General features: G+C 60.4%; 9 protein-coding genes and 2 riboswitches. Of the genes, 4 read left to right on the top strand and 5 right to left on the bottom strand.

Annotated elements, in window-relative coordinates; all coding sequences use genetic code 11:
* Nucleotides 1-99: 99 nt before the first annotated feature.
* Nucleotides 100-6,750, top strand: coding sequence for an NEL-type E3 ubiquitin ligase domain-containing protein (locus AABM52_RS16755; RefSeq protein WP_347906960.1), 6,651 nt, complete (start codon nt 100-102; stop codon nt 6,748-6,750).
* Between the two features lie 150 nt (nt 6,751-6,900).
* On the opposite strand, the gene metH is transcribed toward AABM52_RS16755, so the two are convergent.
* Nucleotides 6,901-10,611: a methionine synthase gene (gene metH, locus AABM52_RS16750; protein WP_347906958.1), complete on the bottom strand. Its 3,711-nt coding sequence runs from the start codon at nt 10,609-10,611 to the stop codon at nt 6,901-6,903.
* A gap of 156 nt (nt 10,612-10,767) precedes the next feature.
* Here metH and AABM52_RS16745 point away from each other — a divergent pair, with 156 nt between their 5' ends.
* Together AABM52_RS16745 and nfuA are read left to right on the top strand one after the other, a co-directional pair.
* A complete protein-coding gene (locus tag AABM52_RS16745; RefSeq protein WP_347906956.1) occupies nt 10,768-13,077 on the top strand; it encodes a fatty acid cis/trans isomerase in 2,310 nt (769 codons plus the stop codon).
* Nucleotides 13,078-13,181: 104 nt separating this feature from the next.
* A complete protein-coding gene (gene nfuA, locus AABM52_RS16740) occupies nt 13,182-13,766 on the top strand; it encodes a Fe-S biogenesis protein NfuA (protein ID WP_007912592.1) in 585 nt (194 codons plus the stop codon).
* 70 nt (nt 13,767-13,836) lie between these two features.
* On the opposite strand, the gene cobM is transcribed toward nfuA, so the two are convergent.
* From cobM to AABM52_RS16720, 4 genes are all read right to left on the bottom strand, one after another.
* Nucleotides 13,837-14,583 carry a precorrin-4 C(11)-methyltransferase gene (gene cobM, locus AABM52_RS16735; RefSeq protein ID WP_347906954.1) on the bottom strand — a complete coding sequence of 249 codons (747 nt, stop codon included), beginning with the start codon at nt 14,581-14,583 and terminating at the stop codon, nt 13,837-13,839.
* An 83-nt stretch (nt 14,584-14,666) separates the two neighbouring features.
* Nucleotides 14,667-15,080, bottom strand: coding sequence for a cobalamin biosynthesis protein (locus tag AABM52_RS16730; RefSeq protein ID WP_347906953.1), 414 nt, complete (start codon nt 15,078-15,080; stop codon nt 14,667-14,669).
* On the bottom strand, nt 15,077-15,784 hold the full coding sequence (locus tag AABM52_RS16725) for a CbtA family protein (RefSeq protein WP_347906952.1): 708 nt from the start codon (nt 15,782-15,784) through the stop codon (nt 15,077-15,079). Before AABM52_RS16725 ends, AABM52_RS16730 begins: the two co-directional genes overlap by 4 nt.
* Before the next feature lie 11 nt (nt 15,785-15,795).
* On the bottom strand, nt 15,796-15,987 hold the full coding sequence (locus tag AABM52_RS16720; RefSeq protein WP_095941889.1) for a CbtB-domain containing protein: 192 nt from the start codon (nt 15,985-15,987) through the stop codon (nt 15,796-15,798).
* A gap of 120 nt (nt 15,988-16,107) precedes the next feature.
* Nucleotides 16,108-16,334, bottom strand: a riboswitch (cobalamin riboswitch).
* 233 nt (nt 16,335-16,567) lie between these two features.
* A riboswitch (cobalamin riboswitch) is annotated at nt 16,568-16,781 on the top strand.
* Between the two features lie 102 nt (nt 16,782-16,883).
* Between AABM52_RS16720 and cobW the strand changes: the two genes are divergently transcribed.
* Entirely contained in the window at nt 16,884-17,954 is a 1,071-nt protein-coding gene (gene cobW, locus AABM52_RS16715) for a cobalamin biosynthesis protein CobW (RefSeq protein WP_347906949.1), read from the top strand.
* The last annotated feature ends 1 nt before the right edge of the window (nt 17,955 follow it).

Genomic DNA, 17,955 nt, shown 5'->3' with positions numbered 1-17,955 from the left:
AACGCTTTGTCTCGCCTTTTCGAACTTGCGGTAACTATGTACCGCAGGTGTCCAGGCCTGGGGTGGTGTGCTGTCGCTCCATTTACCAGGAGAGACAGTATGAGCATTTCAACCCGCACCTCGTCCCCGACGTCGAGTGCGCAGTCACCTACTGAAGGTTCAGTGTCGAAGGCGTTGCTGCCAGGAAAAAGCAGCATGCACAGTGAAGCGCTTGAACGCATGACCCCCGATTGGTTGATCAAGGCGACATCCCCAAGGCGCGCGGCGATCAAAGACAGCGCAACACGCCTGCCTGACTGGTACGTGCAGGCATCCGGCACGCAACAGCAGGCATTGAGGGCAAGTTTCAACGCCAGTTTTATCGCGCAGACCCGGCTGGACCAGACAATGTCCGCGCTGCGCGACGCCGAAACATTCGCCGGGCCGATACTGGCCAAGGCTCTCAAGGACAGGTTCTCGATCGACGTCGACGTCAACAAGACCTGGGTGTGCCTGAGGCGCCCCCTGGAGGTTGGCGTGCTCGATATCGAAGTCTCGTCGTTCGAGGTGTTGAAACTGTCCTTGCTCCAGGCGGCATTGCACAACTTCGAGGCCTCGGAGTGTGAAGAAGGGGCCTTTCACCGTGATTCAGGGTTCGTCGTCGAAACGCAAACCCCCGGTATATTCCAGAATGTTGCGCTGGGCATGACGGTCAGGCAGTTTTTGTCGCTGTGCCGAACGCTGGACATCGGAGCCCAGTATCAAACCTGCGTGAACGGGTTTTTCCAGCCAGCCGATACGCAGGTGGAAGCCAACCTGCGCGAGCAATTCATCGACAGTCAGAAAACCGCGATGAGGGCCGCCGCCGACCTGGCGTTGTTGAAAAAGGATATCGAGCCGCAAGACTACTCGATGATTCTTTCGGTCATTGGCGGGGAAGTCCATCCCCGGCTGGGCGACAGACAGGTCTGGTTCCGCGACCTCAGCTTGATGAAGCGCCGGATGACCGGCTGTGTGGTGTTCAGCATCAGCGAGCAGTATCGCTACACCAGCGATTTCATCGTCTACATTCCCCATGATCCCGAGCATCCGCTCAAGCGCTACACCTCGGCGCAGTGGCATGACGAATTCAAGCGCCAGTTCACGGCCGGCAATTCACGGTCTGCTGACGATGGCAGGCCGACCGCACACCAGCGTTTTTTCAGTCAGTTCGTGGCTTACGCCGACCGCCCTTACTATTTCAGCCAGTTCACCCGCAAGGCGGAGGACGCTCCGAGCGATCCGATGCACTCCTTCTGGGTCAAGGTCACCCGGTACATTCCGCCGATCTCCACGTTCGTTGGTATCAAGGAGCTGCCCCCCGAAGTTCAGGGTAAACGCGAACCGGAGGAAGATCCGTATCTCGACCCAATGGGTACAACGCGTAATGGCGTAGCCGGAATCTGGTCCGCCAACACCGATCTGTGGACGTATCTCTACGAGCAAAACCGCGCCAAGGTCATCGCCGATGCGCGCAGCCATGCGGTCCCGACCGCCGAAGTCGATGCGAAGGTTCGGGCGCAAAAGCTCAATCACCTGCTGGAAATCGGCATGCTGGGCTTGAACATGGTGTCGATGTTCGTACCGGTGCTCGGCGAGATCATGCTGACGGTGATGGCAGGACAAATGTTGTACGAGTCGTTCGAAGGAGTTATCGAATGGAGTGAGGGGGATCGCGTTGCTGCCAAGGCGCACTTGATCGATGTCGCGGAAAACCTGGCGTTGATCGCACTGATGGCCGGGGGCGGCAAGGTGCTGGGGAAGATCGTGCCAGTCGCACCGGACCCCGTGATCGAAGGGCTGGACGCCATTGAGCGCCCCGATGGCGCGACACGGTTGTGGAAACCCGACCTGAAAACCTATGAGTGCAAGGTTGAGCTGGGTGATGACATCGTCCCCAATGCCCTGGGGCAGTTTCGTGCGAACCGCAGCACCTACATTCGACAGGCGGGCAAGGTATATGAGATCACCTTTGATTCCTCGCTGAAAAAGTGGCGAATCGAGCATCCGTCCGATACCGGGGCCTGGCGACCGATTCTCGAACACAACGGCCACGGTGCCTGGCGCCATACACTGGAACGTCCTCTTGAGTGGGATCGCCTGACCCTGTTGCGGCGCATGGGCCATGGAACCGAGGGCCTGACCGACGAACAACTGCTCACCATCGCCGATGCCAGCGGTACCCGTGACAGTGCCCTGCGCAAGATGCACCTCGATCATCTGCCTCCACCTCCCGGGCTGGCTGAGTTGTTGTCGGCGTTCGAGGCTGGCCCGGGGAACACCGAGGCGGTCAAGGGACCGGTGGCGATGCTGCAGCGTGCTTGCCCGGGGCTCAGTGAATCCGCTGCCAACAGGGTGTTGCTCGATGCCAATGCCGAAGAACTGGCGCGGTGGCAAACGACGCGGCGGATTCCCTTGAACATGCTTGAGGAGGGCCGCTGGTATGCACGACAAGGGCGTGTCAATCGAGCCTTTGCCGGCTTGCATCTAGACCGTATGGCGTCGGCGGACAGCCGATGGCTGGCACTGCATTCCCTGGAAAAACTGCCGGGCTGGTCCGACGGCGTGCGCCTGGAAGTGCGCGACGGTCACGTCGAGGGGCCGCTGATCGATGGCATTGGCAGTCAGACTGCCGTCACGCGCAAATACGTGGTCAAGAAAGGACCGGCTTACCAGGCGTTTGATGAGCGCGGCGAGGAGCTCAACAGCATTCCTCGAAATGGCGACAACTTTTACCCGTCGATCATGCATGCCTTGCCCGACTCGGCGCGCCAGGCGCTGGGTGTTCCCCATGTGGCTCAGGGCAGCCAGTTGCGCACGGCAATCATCGACTATGCCACCACCCATCGTGCCGAGCTGGCACAACGTTTGGAGACACGCATCGGCAAGCAGGCGACGTTCAAGCCTCCGGTTCGGGTCAACGAACGGTTGGTGGGTTACTACGCCAGCGGGCGCGGGCAAGGGATCAACCCTTCGCTGGCGATACGGGTTCGGGATGTCTATCCGGCGCTGACTGAACAGCAGGCCGACGGATTTATCCTGGCGCATTTGCGTGCAGGAAAAACCGATGCGCAGATTTACGGTTTGTTGCAGGCCCGCCTGCGCGAGTGGCAGACGCTGGAGGCGACACTCGATCATTGGGTAGGCGAGCCATCACCGAGCTCTGCCCTGGAGCGCATGCTGGGCGGCAAGGCCTCGGTCGCGCAGAGTCTCAAGGATAGCTGGCGCAACTCGCCGTTGGCCGCGGAGCAAGCGCGCTTCACATTGCTTGACCTGACCTGCGACGAGGCGCTGCCTTCGTTGTCGGCGGATTTTTCCCATGTGCGGGATCTGTACGTCCGGGGCAAGTGCATCACCGATGCCAATGCCGATGCACTGTTGGCGAATTTCCCCAGGTTGAGAAAGCTGCGTATCAACGCCACGGGCAACCAGTTCAGCAATGTGCCCGAGGTCATCGGCAGGATGCCGGAACTCACTGATCTGAGCCTGTATTCAGCGGCTCCCTACGCTGCCGACATGCCATCGAGGCTGAGCGCGTTGACCAGGCTTGAGGACCTTAATGTCTATTGTTCGGGGTTCACGCCGATTGCGCTGGATGTCAGCCAGTTGCGCAATCTGCGTCGGCTGGAAGTGCTGGCACCTTCGTTGTTTGAATGGCCCGCCGGAGTTCTCGAACTGCCGCGACTTGAGCGATTGAACCTCAAGGGCACGGGGATCAGGACCTTGCCCGAGGGCATTTTCAACGGACATGAAAAGCTCTGGTCCGGACTGTCGCTGGACTGGTCGAATGTCCTTCGTGAAAATTTCAGGCCGGCATATGAGTACGCCAAAATGCAATCTCCACACCTTGTCGATCTCGAGGAAATGGTCAGGGATTACAGCAAGGGTGAGTTGAGACGACTTGGCGAGGGTCTCAACGAGAATCACGAGGCCTTGTTCAATCGTTTTGTCGAGCAGTGGCAGGATGCCGAGGCGAGGTACGGGGCGATCGAAGCCTTGAGTGATCAGCACCATGCACTCAACCGCAACCTCAATGACTGGTCCTATCGTGTGCGCGAAATGCCGACAGCGATCAACGAAATGACAGGTCGGACATTAGCGGCAAATTCCCTGAGAGCCTGCTGGCGCAACGGCGTATTCAAACGCTACGGCGCTACGGTCAATGCTTCGGTGCTGGACTTGCCCAATCTGGGGCTGAGTGATTTTCCCGAGCTGCCGGCCGGTGCTTTCCCGGAGGTGCAAACGCTGTATTTGAGGGGAAGCAAGGCACCGGCAGCACAGATTCGCGGTTTCATCCGCGGGTTTACCGGACTTCAAACACTCGACTTGCGCAGTTGCAGCCTGAGCGAAATTCCCATCGGTCCCGACGATCTCGGAAAGTTGACCCAGCTGGATCTCTCCAGTAACGGGATTGTTGTCGATCCGGGAGTACAGCAAGGTCTCGATGGGTTGCAAACGCTTGAACATCTGGACCTGAGCAGCAACCCCCTGAACACCCTGGACGTCAGCGCAATGACTCACCTCAAGGCCTTGAACCTGCGCGCGACAGGGCTGCGGGAGTGGCCGGCAGGTGCCCAGGATTTGCCGGAGTTGACCTGGCTGGATTTGCGCGACAGCAAGATTTCCGAGCTGCCGGCGGCGGTGCTGGAAAATGAGGTGTTGCTCAAAACCAATCTCGGCGGCTCGCCCTTGACCCCTCAGGCCGGTGCAATGCTCCGGACCGCCTGGCACCAAATAGAAGTTGCCAGGGTGCTGCCAGAGGGTGCCCTGCAGCAGTTCGCCATGGAGCCGATACCGCTCGGGTTCCCGCCGTCCGAGAGTGGGCTTTCCATTGCGCAGCATTTGCTGGCGCTGCCTGAGATTCCGGCGGGAGAAGGGGCCGAGGTTTTCACAAGGCGTCTGCAACGTTTGAAGCCGACACTGGCGGATGATGAAGCCTTGCAAGCGCTGGAACAGATGCGCGAGGGCGGGGCAAGCGAGGTGCAAATCAGCGCGCGTCTTGCTGGTTGGGAACAGACCTACGAAGCGCTTACGCGTCAGTTGAACGGCTGGATCTTCACACGAGGAGCCCGCGGCACAGGTTGGATGATGTCTTCAAGCATTCGCAGGCTGGGCGCCTTGCGCATCCTCGAATGCTGGCGCCAGGGCCTGACCGGTGTGCAGGGCGTTGCCAATGCCGTTTTGGATCTGAGCGGTCTGCAACTGGGCGATCTCCCGGAGATGCCGGCAACGTTCGAGCACGTCGGCAGGCTGAATCTGACCGGTGTAAAACTGACCCGGACAGGCTCCGACGGGTTCCTCAGCGCTTTTACCCGGCTCAAGACCCTGGAACTCAATGGCAATGAGCTGGAGGCCATACCCGAGCCGGTCCCGCACATGGGGATGCTCGAGCGCCTGGAACTGTCTTCGAACCGGCTGAGCGATGCCGAACACCTGTACGCTTCGTTGAGCAATCTGGAGCGCCTGAACCGGCTTGACCTGGGCTACAACGAACTGGAGTCCTTCGATCTCGACGTTTTCGAAGCACTGGTGACACTCGATCTGCGCAATAACAATCTGACGCAATGGCCGGGCGGCGTGCTGGAGACCTCCCGCCTCAGAGTCCTGAATCTGAGTGGTAACGAGATCACATCGGTTCCGGCGCAGGCTCTGGATGGCGATCACAACGTCCTGATGATCGGCATCGATCTGAGCGACAACAACCTGGCGCTTGAGAGTCTCGAGCGCTTGAGGGCTTACCGTGATTCAGGAGCGCGGGATACGGTGCTTGGGCTCTCGCGGGCTGAACTCGACGAATTGCTGGATGACGCTCACGACCAGGACGACAGTGACAGCGTCGAGTCGGATGAAGAGCTCCCTGACGTTGAGCCTGATTCCACACAACAGGCCCCTTGGCTGGCCAATGTGCCCCCGGAGGAACTGGCCGGTAAAAGCGAAATCTGGAATCAGCTGGCGGCCGAGCCGGACAATGCGGCGTTCTTTCATTTGCTCTCGCGATTGCAGGACACTCAGGAGTTTCGGGTGGCCAGTGCCGATTTGACGCGACGGGTCTGGACCGTGATGGAAGCCGCGGCCGGCAACAGCGAACTTCGGGAAGTGCTGTTCGCCAGTTCGAGTACCCATGGCACCTGTGTCGACGGGCGAATCCTCACGTTCAGCGGGCTGGAAAGCAAGGTGTTCACCCACAATGCCTTGCTCGACATTCCGCCTGGGGGCCTGAGTGTGAAGGGCCAGGCACTGCTGAAACTCTCCAGGCAGCTGTTTCGACTGGACAAGATCGATGATCTGGCGACCAAGGCCGCGGCGCAAACCGGTGAGGATGAGGCCGAGGTGCGCCTGGGTTATCGAATCGGCCTGACGGAGGGCTGGGATGACGGCCTTGTCCTGCCGGGGCAGCCGAAGCACATGACCTATGCCTCGGGCGTTACGCGGCAACAATTGGCGGACGCGCGCGTGGAAATCGTCAATGCGGAACGGTCCGACGGGTTTTTCGAAGACTTGATCCAGCGCGACTATTGGGTGAGTTATCTCAAGGAGAAATACCCTGAAGAGTTCGCGGCACTTGATGAGGCGGAAAGTCAGGCGGCGGAGGATGACGGTGTTGATGACGCTGCTCTTTTGACTCAGATGTTCGAACAGACGGCGGCGCGCAACGCGAAGATGATCGAGTTGTCCCGCAAGGAGGTAGCGGGTGGGGAGCCACAGCCGGGGACATTGGCAAGGAACAGCTGAATCAGCCCCTGGTTAACTATTGTAGGAGCGAGCCTGCTCGCGATTGCGGAATAACATTCAACATCGATGTTGACTGATAGACCACTTTCGCGAGCAGGTTCGCTCCCACAGAAGCCTTGCCAACCACAATGCAGTGGTTGGCAATGCTGTTTAGTTGTCGTAACCCAGGTTCGGCGCCAGCCAGCGTTCGGTCACGCTCAATTCCTGGCCTTTACGCGAGGTGTAGCTCTGCACCTGGTCCTTGTCGACTTTGCCCACGGCAAAGTATTGCGCTTGCGGGTGAGCGAAGTACCAGCCGCTGACCGCTGCCGCCGGGAACATCGCGTAGTGTTCAGTGAGGAACACGCCGCTGCGGCCTGCGCGCATTTCCTGGGCTTCTGGGTCGAGCAGGGCGAACAGCTGGGCTTTCTCGGTGTGGTCCGGGCAAGCCGGGTAGCCCGGTGCCGGACGAATACCGCTGTACTGCTCCTTGATCAGCGCTTCGTTATCCAGCGCCTCATCCCTGGCGTAACCCCAGTAGTCCTTACGCACCTGCTGGTGCAGCCACTCGGCGCAGGCCTCGGCCAGACGGTCGGCCAGGGCCTTGACCATGATCGAGTTGTAATCGTCGCCGGCGTCCTGGTAGGCCTTGGCCACTTCTTCGGCGCCGATCCCCGCGGTGGTGATGAAGCCACCCACGTAGTCAGTCACTTCGCTGTCCTTTGGCGCAACAAAGTCGGCCAGGGAGAAGTTCGGCTTGCCGTCGGTCTTGATGATCTGCTGGCGCAGGTGATGCAGCTTGGCCATTGGCTTGCCGTCATCGCCGTAGAGCTCAATGTCGTCGTCATGCACCTGGTTGGCCGGCCAGAAACCGAATACCGCGCGGGCGCTGATCAGCTTCTCGTCGATCAGTTTGGTCAGCATTTCCCGGGCATCGTTGTACAGCGAGGTGGCGGCTTCACCGACCACTTCGTCCTGGAGGATGCGCGGGAACTTGCCGGCCAGGTCCCAGGAAATGAAGAACGGCGTCCAGTCGATGTACTCGGCCAGAACGTTGAGGTCGATGTTGTCCAGCACCCGGGTGCCGGTGAAGGTCGGCGTGACCGGCGTGTAGCCCGCCCAGTCGAATTGCGGCTTCTTGGCGATGGCCGCGCCATAGCTCAGGCGCTCGGTGCGGGCGCTGCGGTTGGCGGTGCGCTCGCGAACTTCGATGTAGTCCTGGCGGGTTTTCTCGACGAAACCGGCCTTGAGCTCCTTGGACAGCAGCTGCGTCGCCACGCCCACGGCGCGGGAGGCGTCGGTGACGTAGATCACCGCATCGTTGCTGTACTTGGGCTCGATCTTCACCGCCGTGTGCGCCTTGGAGGTGGTGGCACCACCGATCATCAACGGCAGGTGGAAGTCCTGGCGCTGCATTTCGCGGGCAACGTGGACCATCTCATCCAGCGACGGGGTGATCAGACCGGACAGGCCAATGATGTCGCACTTCTGTTCCTTGGCCACTTGCAGGATTTTTTCCGCCGGCACCATCACGCCGAGGTCGACGATGTCATAGCCGTTGCAACCCAACACCACGCCAACGATGTTCTTGCCGATGTCGTGCACATCGCCTTTCACCGTGGCCATCAGAATCTTGCCCTTGGCTTGCGGTTTGTCGCCTTTTTCAAGTTCGATGAACGGGATCAAGTGGGCCACGGCCTGTTTCATGACGCGGGCGGATTTCACCACCTGCGGCAGGAACATTTTGCCGGCGCCGAACAGGTCGCCGACGATGTTCATGCCGGACATCAGCGGGCCTTCGATCACTTCGATCGGGCGAGCGAAGGACTGGCGCGACTCTTCGGTGTCTTCGACGATGTGGGTGGTGATGCCCTTGACCAGAGCGTGCTCCAGACGCTTGTTGACGTCCCAGTTGCGCCACTCTTCGGTCTCGGCTTCCTTGACGCTGCCGTCGCCCTTGTATTTGTCGGCGATGGCGAGGAGGGCGTCAGTGCCTTCCGGGGTGCGGTTGAGAACAACGTCTTCAACGGCATCGCGCAGTTCCACCGGGATCTGGTCGTAGATCTCCAGTTGCCCGGCGTTGACGATACCCATGGTCAGCCCGGCGCGGATCGCGTACAGCAGGAACACCGAGTGGATCGCCTCGCGCACCGGGTTGTTGCCACGGAACGAGAACGACACGTTGGACACGCCACCGGAGGTCAGCGCATACGGCAGCTCATCACGGATGTAGGCGCACGCATTGATGAAATCGACGGCGTAGTTGTTGTGTTCTTCGATACCAGTGGCGACGGCGAAGATGTTCGGGTCGAAGATGATGTCTTCTGGCGGGAAGCCGACTTCGTTGACCAGGATGTCGTAGGAGCGTTTGCAGATTTCCTTCTTGCGCGCTTCGGTGTCGGCCTGGCCGGCTTCGTCGAAGGCCATCACCACCACGGCGGCGCCGTAGCGCTTGCACAGCTTGGCGTGATGGATGAACTGCTCGACGCCTTCTTTCATGCTGATCGAGTTGACGATGCCCTTGCCCTGGATGCACTTGAGGCCGGCTTCGATCACTTCCCACTTGGAGGAGTCGATCATGATCGGTACGCGGGAGATGTCCGGTTCGCCGGCAATCAGATTGAGGAAGGTCACCATGGCCTTCTTCGAATCGAGCATCCCTTCGTCCATGTTGATGTCGATCACCTGGGCGCCGGCTTCGACCTGCTGCAGGGCGACTTCCAGGGCTTCGGTGTAGTTGTCTTCACGGATCAGGCGGGCGAACTTGGCGGAACCGGTGATGTTGGTGCGCTCGCCGACGTTGACGAACAGCGAGTTGCGATCGATGGTGAACGGCTCAAGGCCCGAGAGGCGGCAAGCTTTCGGAATGTCCGGAATCTCGCGCGGCGCATAACCGGCCACGGCCTTGGCGATGGCTTCGATGTGACCCGGCGTGGTGCCGCAGCAGCCGCCGACGATGTTGAGGAAGCCGCTCTGGGCGAACTCTTCGATGACCTTGGCGGTTTCCGACGGCAATTCGTCGTACTCGCCGAACTCGTTCGGCAGGCCGGCGTTCGGGTGCGCGGAAACGTGGGTGTTGGCCTTGTTCGACAGCTCTTCGAGGTATGGGCGCAACTCGCTGGCGCCGAGGGCGCAGTTCAGGCCGACGGAAATCGGCTTGGCGTGGGCCACGGAGTTCCAGAACGCTTCGGTGGTCTGGCCCGACAGGGTGCGGCCCGAGGCGTCGGTGATGGTGCCGGAAATCATGATCGGCAATTCAATGCCCAATTCCTCGAACACGCCTTGTACGGCGAAGATCGCGGCCTTGGCGTTGAGGGTGTCGAAAATGGTTTCGATCAGGATCAGGTCGGCGCCGCCTTCAATCAGGCCTTTGGTGGACTCGGTGTAGTTCTCCACCAGTTCATCGAAGGTCACGTTGCGGTAGCCGGGGTTGTTCACATCCGGGGACAACGAGCAGGTGCGACTTGTAGGACCGAGCACGCCGGCAACGAAGCGCGGCTTGTCCGGGGTTTCCAGAGTCTTGGCGTCGGCGACCTTGCGCGCCAGGCGTGCGCCCTCTACGTTTAACTCATACGCCAGGCCTTGCATGCCGTAATCAGCCAGGGAAATCTGGGTGGCGTTGAAGGTGTTGGTTTCCAGAATGTCGGCGCCGGCGTCCAGGTAGGCTTTTTCAATGCCGCCAATCACGTCCGGGCGAGTCAGTACCAACAGGTCGTTGTTGCCTTTGACATCGCTTGGCCAGTCAGCGAAGCGTTTGCCACGGTAATCCTGCTCTTCGAGCTTGTAGCTCTGGATCATCGTGCCCATACCGCCATCGAGAATCAGGATGCGCTCTTTGAGGGCGTGCTTGAGAGCTTGAAGGCGAACGCTGCGATCGGACATTTGGACTACTCGGTAAGACCATGACGAAGGGCCGGGATGATAGCAAACCTGTGCGCTTTTGGAGCATGACTCGAATTTGCATGAATATCGTTCATGTTGGTAAGGATGACAGACCGGTAGAATCGCGGCGTTTTTTCAGGATTCGGGACCAGGGACATGTCGTATCGCTTCGTCATCGGCACATTGTTGTTGTTTTTAAGCTGGGGCGCTCTGGCGCAAAGTCCGGCGATTTCCTCTGCCAATTCACCTGCTATTTCCTACAGCCGCGACATCCAACCGATCTTCACTGAAAAGTGCGTGGCCTGCCACGCCTGCAACGACGCCGCCTGTCAGCTCAACCTGGGCAGCGGTGAGGGCGCGGCACGTGGCGCAACCAAAGTCCCGGTCTACGACGGTGATCGTCGCCAGGCGGTTGCTCCGACCCGACTGTTCTATGACGCTTCCGGCAAACAGGCCTGGCAGCAAAAGGGTTTCTTTTCGGTGCTCGATGCCCAGGGCAGCCAGGCTGCACTGATGGCGCGGATGCTGGAGCTTGGCCACAAGACTCCGTTGCAACCCAACGCGAAGCTGCCGGAAGACATCGTCCTGGGCCTGAACCGGGAAAACATGTGTGCGATGCCCGCGGAGTTCGACGGCTACGCCGCCAGGCATCCGAAGGAGGGTATGCCGCTGGCAGTGACCGGCCTGACCGACCAGCAGTACCAGACGCTGCAACGCTGGCTGGCGGCGGGCGCACCGATCGATCAGCAGGCGCTGGCGCCCAGCGCCAGTGAGGCCCTGGAGGTGGTGCAATGGGAAAACCTGCTCAATTCGCCGGGCGCCCGGGAAAGCCTGGTGGGGCGCTGGCTGTACGAGCACTGGTTTCTCGCCCATCTCTACTTCAAGGATGGCGAGCCGGGGCATTTCTTCCAGTGGGTACGCTCACGCACCCCGACCGGCCAGCCGATTGACCTGATCAACACCCGTCGCCCAAACGATGATCCGGGCACACAGTTCTACTATCGCTTGTGGCCGGTGCAGGGCGTGATCGTGCACAAGACCCACATCACCTATCCGCTGAGTTCGGCGAAGCTGGCGCGGGTCAAGAGCCTGTTCTACAGCGGCAACTGGCAGGTTGACGCATTGCCGGGCTATGGGCCGCAGAGCCGGGCCAACCCGTTTGCTACCTTCGAAGCGATTCCGGCCCAGGCGCGCTATCAGTTCATGCTCGATAACGCCGAGTACTTCGTGCGCACCTTTATCCGTGGGCCGGTGTGTCGGGGTCAGATCGCCACGGACGTGATCCGCGATAATTTCTGGGCGCTGTTCCAGGCGCCCGAGCACGACCTGTATGTCACCGATCCGAACTATCGCGGGCAGGCCACGCCGTTGCTGGCCATGCCGGGGCAGAACGATGATGTCGGCAGCGTGCTCAGCCTGTGGCACGACTACCGCGACAAACGCAATGAATACGAAGCCTTGCGCCGGGACAGCTACGCCGATCAGCCGGCGCCGAGTTGGTCGACCCTGTGGGCCGGCAACGACAATGCGTTGCTGAGTATATTCCGCCATTTCGACAGTGCTTCGGTGACCAAAGGCCTGATCGGCGAGGTGCCACAAACGATGTGGCTGTTCGACTATCCGCTGCTGGAGCGCACCTACTATCAACTGGCAGTGAACTTCGATGTGTTCGGTAACGTGTCCCACCAGGCCCAGACGCGCCTGTATTTCGACCTGATCCGCAACGGCGCCGAGCAGAACTTCCTGCGCCTGATGCCCGCCGACTCCCGGGATGGCTACCTCGACGACTGGTATCAGAACAGTGGCAAATTCAAGATGTGGCTCGACTACGAAACCATCGACGACGACACGCCGACCGCGCTGAAACTCAACCCGGCTGATCCCAAGCGTGACTTCGCCAATCAGCTGCTGGCCCGATACGGCGACCTCAATGCCAGGCCCGACCCGATCAATCGCTGCGACGGCGCCTACTGTTCGCGGCCGAACATCGATCCGGACCTGCAAAGTGCCGAGCAGGCGCTGAGTCGTCTGACTGCGCGTCCGGCAGCGGGGCTGAAGGTCATCGATCAGTTGCCGGAGGCCACCCTGCTGCGGATCGAAACCAGCAGCGGCAAGCGTGAGGTCTACAGCCTGTTGCGTAACCGGGCCCATAGCAACGTGGCGTTTTTGCTCGGTGAATCACTGCGCTACCAGCCAGGGCTAGATACCCTGACGATTTTCCCGGGTGTACTCAGCAGCTACCCGAACTTCATGTTCAACATCCCGGCCGGGCAAGTGCCGGCCTTTGTGGATGCGATGGAAAGCGCCAAGGACACCGACAGCTTCGAGAAAATCGTCGAACGTTGGGGAGTACGTCGCAGTCATCCGCAATTCTGGTTCTATTTCCATGACCTGAGCCGTTACATTCACGAAAACGATCCGGTGGAAGAGGGCGTGCTGGACATGAATCGCTACGAGAACCTCTGAAACCCCACAGGGGGAATTGTCGGAATCTTTCCCGACAAAAATACTAGGACTTTGTCCGGCGCGTCGATTGGCGTAAACTGCGCCCAAGCCTGCGAGGAGTTTCCATGACCGCTATTACCATTACCGACGCCGCCCACGATTACCTGGCTGATCTGCTCTCCAAGCAGAACACCCCGGGCATCGGCATCCGCGTCTTCATCACCCAGCCTGGCACCCAGTACGCCGAAACCTGCATTGCCTACTGCAAGCCGGGCGAAGAAAAACCCGAAGACACCGCGCTGGGGCTCAAAAGCTTCACCGCGTACATCGACCACTTCAGCGAAGCCTTCCTGGACGATGCCGTTGTCGACTACGCCACCGACCGCATGGGCGGCCAACTGACCATCAAGGCGCCAAACGCCAAGGTACCGATGGTCAACGCCGACAGCCCGGTCAACGAGCGCATCAACTACTACCTGCAAACCGAGATCAACCCGGGGCTGGCCAGCCACGGCGGTCAGGTCAGCCTGATTGACGTGGTCGAAGACGGCATCGCCGTTCTGCAGTTCGGCGGTGGTTGCCAGGGCTGCGGCCAGGCCGACGTGACGCTGAAGGAAGGCATCGAGCGCACCTTGCTCGAGCGTATTCCCGAGCTCAAGGGCGTTCGCGACGTGACCGACCACACGCAGAAAGAAAACGCCTACTACTAAGGTGTTCGCTGCGAAATGAAAAAACGGCGCCCCGTGAGCGCCGTTTTTTGTGGGTGAAGCATAAAAGATTTTAAGGGCGATAGAGGTGCGCATGCCCTGCGCGATACAGCGATGACTCGCTAAAGTGATCGCTGCCCAACACCCGACCCACCAGAATCAACGCCGTACGGCGAAAGCCCTTGGCTTCAACCTTCCCGGCAATATCCTCAAGCGTGCCCACCACCCAATCCTGATCCGGCCAACTCGCGCGGTGAACCACCGCAATCGGGCAATCGGCGCCGTAATGGGGCAGCAGTTCCTCAACTATCTTCGCCAGGTGACTGACCCCCAAGTGAATCGCCATGGTCGCGCCGTGTTGCGCCAGGCTGGAGAATTCCTCTCCCGGTGGCATGGCGGTCTTGTCGGCGTAGCGCGTCAGGATCACGCTCTGCGAAATGTCCGGCAGCGTCAGTTCCGCACCCAAAAGCGCTGCGCAAGCGGCTGTCGCAGTGACGCCAGGTACGATTTCGAACGCAATGCCCAGCTCACGCAGATAGCGAATCTGCTCGCCAATGGCGCCATACAGGCTCGGATCGCCGGAGTGCACCCGGGCCACATCCTGGCCCTTGGCGTGGGCGCTCTTGATCAGGTCGATGATCTGTTCCAGATGCAGTTCGGCACTGTTGACCACCTGTTCGGCACGGTGACCTTCCAGTACGGCGGCAGGTACCAGAGAACCGGCATAAATGATCACCGGGCAGTTGCGAATCAGCCGCTGGCCCTTGACGGTAATCAGTTCGGGGTCGCCGGGACCTGCGCCAATGAAGTAGACGGTCATCGTCGGTTCCTGTGGGGAAAAAGGGACTGAACAGGGCTTCAGATGAAGAATGTTCATGATCGAAGGCGGGGATTATCGGTTTTTTACGCAGCGCCAGCCAATGCCAGGGTTGCCTGGGCGTATTTTTGTCGTGGAATCAGCAGTTTTGCCGGAGCCTGGGCCAGTTGTTCCGCCAGGGCCAGTGCGGCGCTTTCCGCCACGCCGTAGCAACCGGTGCGTTCAAACGCTATCTGCGATTGATGACTGAGTTGCGGTTCATAAGCGGCCAGTTGTTCACTGCTGAAATACATCATTTCCAGGCCAAGCTGCTGAGCCAGTTCGATTAACGCAGGTTCGTCGCGCTTCGAATCGATGCTGGCCAGCGCCTTGATTTCATGGCGAGCAATCTGGTGTGCCTCCAGCGCCTGATCGAGCAGCGCCAGCAACGTGCTGACGGGGCAGCCCCGTTGGCAGCCCAGGCCGACCACCAGGGTCGGCGCTGTGCTGACGTCAGTCATGCGTGGTATTGACCATCGCTTTTGCGACGGAACAACCAGGCGCTGATCAGGCCCAGGGCCAGCCAGAACGCCACGTTGGTCAGTTGCGAAGCGATTTTGAACTGGGCTTCCAGCGCCTCCGGAGCGAGCATCGAATGCACTTCCGGTTGCGGCGCGCCAATCACATGGGGAACGGCAAGGATTGCCACACCGAGGACTTTCATCAGCCAGTGACGGCTGAATACGATCAGGGCGATACCGACGGCAGTGGAGGCGGCCGTACCGATCCACCACAGTTGCCGCTGTGCCAGGTCGGCGGCGGCAGTGCCAGGCAATTCAGGAGGCAGGCCGAGGGTCGGCGCGAGCACGAAGGTCGCGTAACCGGCCAGGCCCCAGAGCAGGCCCTGGGAGGTTTTGGTCGGCGCACGCAAGGTGTACAGGCCGGCCAGCATCAGGGCGAAACCGACGGCCACCACCAGGTTACCGCCGGTGGTCGACAGCACGCGCTGCCAGCCGTCTTCCGGCTCCCAGGCCTCGGCATCGTGAGTGTGGGCAGCCATCGCACCGTCGGCGTGCTCATGCATTTCAACAGCGGCCGGTTCGGATTTTTCGTAGGTCTCGGCCTGCAAAATCAGCGGAGCGACCCAGAAGCTTTGCAGCAGGGTCAGCAACAGGGCGGCCAGCAGCCCGGTGAAACCTGCGGTTTGCGCAATACGCTTGATCATGTCGACAGCTCTCAATGGCACGGGAACGCGGAGCTGTGGCGGGTATCGTGGGCGGCGTTGTGCACCGCTTCGATGTGCGAGAAACCGGCGAAATAAACAAGGCAGGCGCCCAGAATCGACGCGCAGACGGCGGCGGTCAGACGTTGAGTCAGGGTTGAGGTGGTGCTCGCGGCTGTGTGTTCGGCGCTGCTGATGATCGACATGGCGTTTCCCTCTGGTCTGTCAGCGGGGAATAAGAGCGCATGCAAAAACCCGCACGACCAGGCGCGCAAGGTTTCAAACAGCGCCCGCCCACCGCGGGTTTGTTGGTTCAGTGATCGTACTGGTCACTTTGTGTTGCGGGCCGGTCTCCGGGCTCACGAGGGGTAAAGGCTTGGGCCTGAACCTGAAAACATCACCTTCCCATGCCGTAGTGGCACAGTGGATCTGATGCTTCGCTCGCTTACCGTTGCGGGGGCAGCACCGGACTGACATGGCTTAAGAGTAAAGCACATGATTCACCGGTTTCCCGTTTCACCCTGTGAAGGGCACCCGTAACAAGGTGTGTAGGAGAGCATGGGCGGGGGTTGGGCGTCAATTGGCAAGGGTTCGCATTTAAGGTTCGCACAGCACATTGTGGCGAGGGGGCTTGCCCCCGTTGGGCTGCGAAGCGGCCCCCGGCAATCTTACTGATAAATCCTGCACTCAGGTCTTGCGACGGCTGCGCCGCCGAACGGGGGCAAGCCCCCTCGCCACAAGTGATCGCATTCTCAGCATGAACATTGACCCGCCCCAATACCATGCGTAGCCTTGCGCTTTCGAGGTTCTTCGGTGTTTGCCGAAGCTAAGAAGGGAACGCGGTCGATGCCGCGGCTGCCCCCGCAACTGTGAACGGTGATGTTCGTTGCCACGCCACTGCAGGCTCAATCCATGAGGCCGGCGGGAAGGCGCAGCGAATGCCAGGCTCAAGGCCGGCACACCGTCAGCCAGGAGACCTGCCTCGTCACAGATTCTCAATTTCAACCGGGCGGGGTGATCCGGTGGCGAACTCTTCAGGCACGCGCGTCCGCGTTGCCGGTCGTCGTCCCGTATGCCCGCCACATTAGCCATAGGGCATCCGATGAAAACACTGGCCAAACTCCCCGTCACCATCGTCACCGGCTTTCTCGGCTCGGGCAAGACCACGCTGTTGCGGCACATGCTCGACAACGCCCAGGGTCGCCGCATCGCGGTGATCGTCAACGAATTTGGTGAGTTGGGCATCGATGGCGAAATCCTCAAGCAGTGCTCCATCGGTTGCACCGAAGAAGAAGCCAACGGCCGTGTCTATGAGCTGGCAAACGGCTGCCTGTGCTGCACCGTCCAGGAAGAATTCTTCCCGGTGATGCGCGAACTGGTGGCCCGTCGCGGTGATCTTGACCACATTCTGATCGAAACTTCCGGTCTGGCCCTGCCCAAGCCGCTGGTGCAGGCCTTCCAGTGGCCGGAAATCCGCAGTGCCTGCACGGTGGATGCGGTGATCACCGTGGTCGACAGCCCGGCCGTGGCCGCCGGCACCTTCGCCGCGTTCCCGGATCAGGTCGACGCCCAGCGCAAACTCGACCCGAACCTGGACCACGAATCGCCGCTGCACGAACTGTTCGCCGACCAACTGGCCAGCGCTGATCTGGTGATCCTCAACAAAACCGACCTGATCAACCCGGCGGACTTGGCCCGTGTGCGCATGGAAGTCGCCGAGGAATTGCCACCAGCGGTGAAAATCGTCGAAGCCAGCAGCGGTCGCCTGCCGCTGGACGTGCTGATCGGCCTGGGGGCCGGCTCCGAAGAACACATCGACAGCCGTCACAGCCACCACGACCACCATCACGATGGCGACGACGATCATGATGACCACGATCACGACGCCTTCGACTCGATCTCCATCGAGCTGCCGCAAGCCGACGAAAGCCTGCTGCTGGACGCGCTGACCCAACTGGTGGTCCAACACGGCATCCTGCGGGTCAAGGGTTTTGCGGCGATCCCGAACAAACCGATGCGCCTGCTGATCCAGGGCGTGGGCACGCGTTTCGACAAGCATTTCGACCGCCAGTGGGGCGCTGAAGAAGCACGAGTCACCCGTCTGGTGCTGATCGGCCAGGAACTGGACGCCACTGTTCTCGAAGCGCAATTGCGCGCCGCGCTCAGCGTGTAAG

Source organism: Pseudomonas grandcourensis (assembly GCF_039909015.1).
Classification (GTDB): domain Bacteria; phylum Pseudomonadota; class Gammaproteobacteria; order Pseudomonadales; family Pseudomonadaceae; genus Aquipseudomonas; species Aquipseudomonas grandcourensis.
The sequence above is the reverse complement of the archived record's forward strand: the minus strand, read 5'-3'. Positions and strand labels throughout refer to the sequence as shown.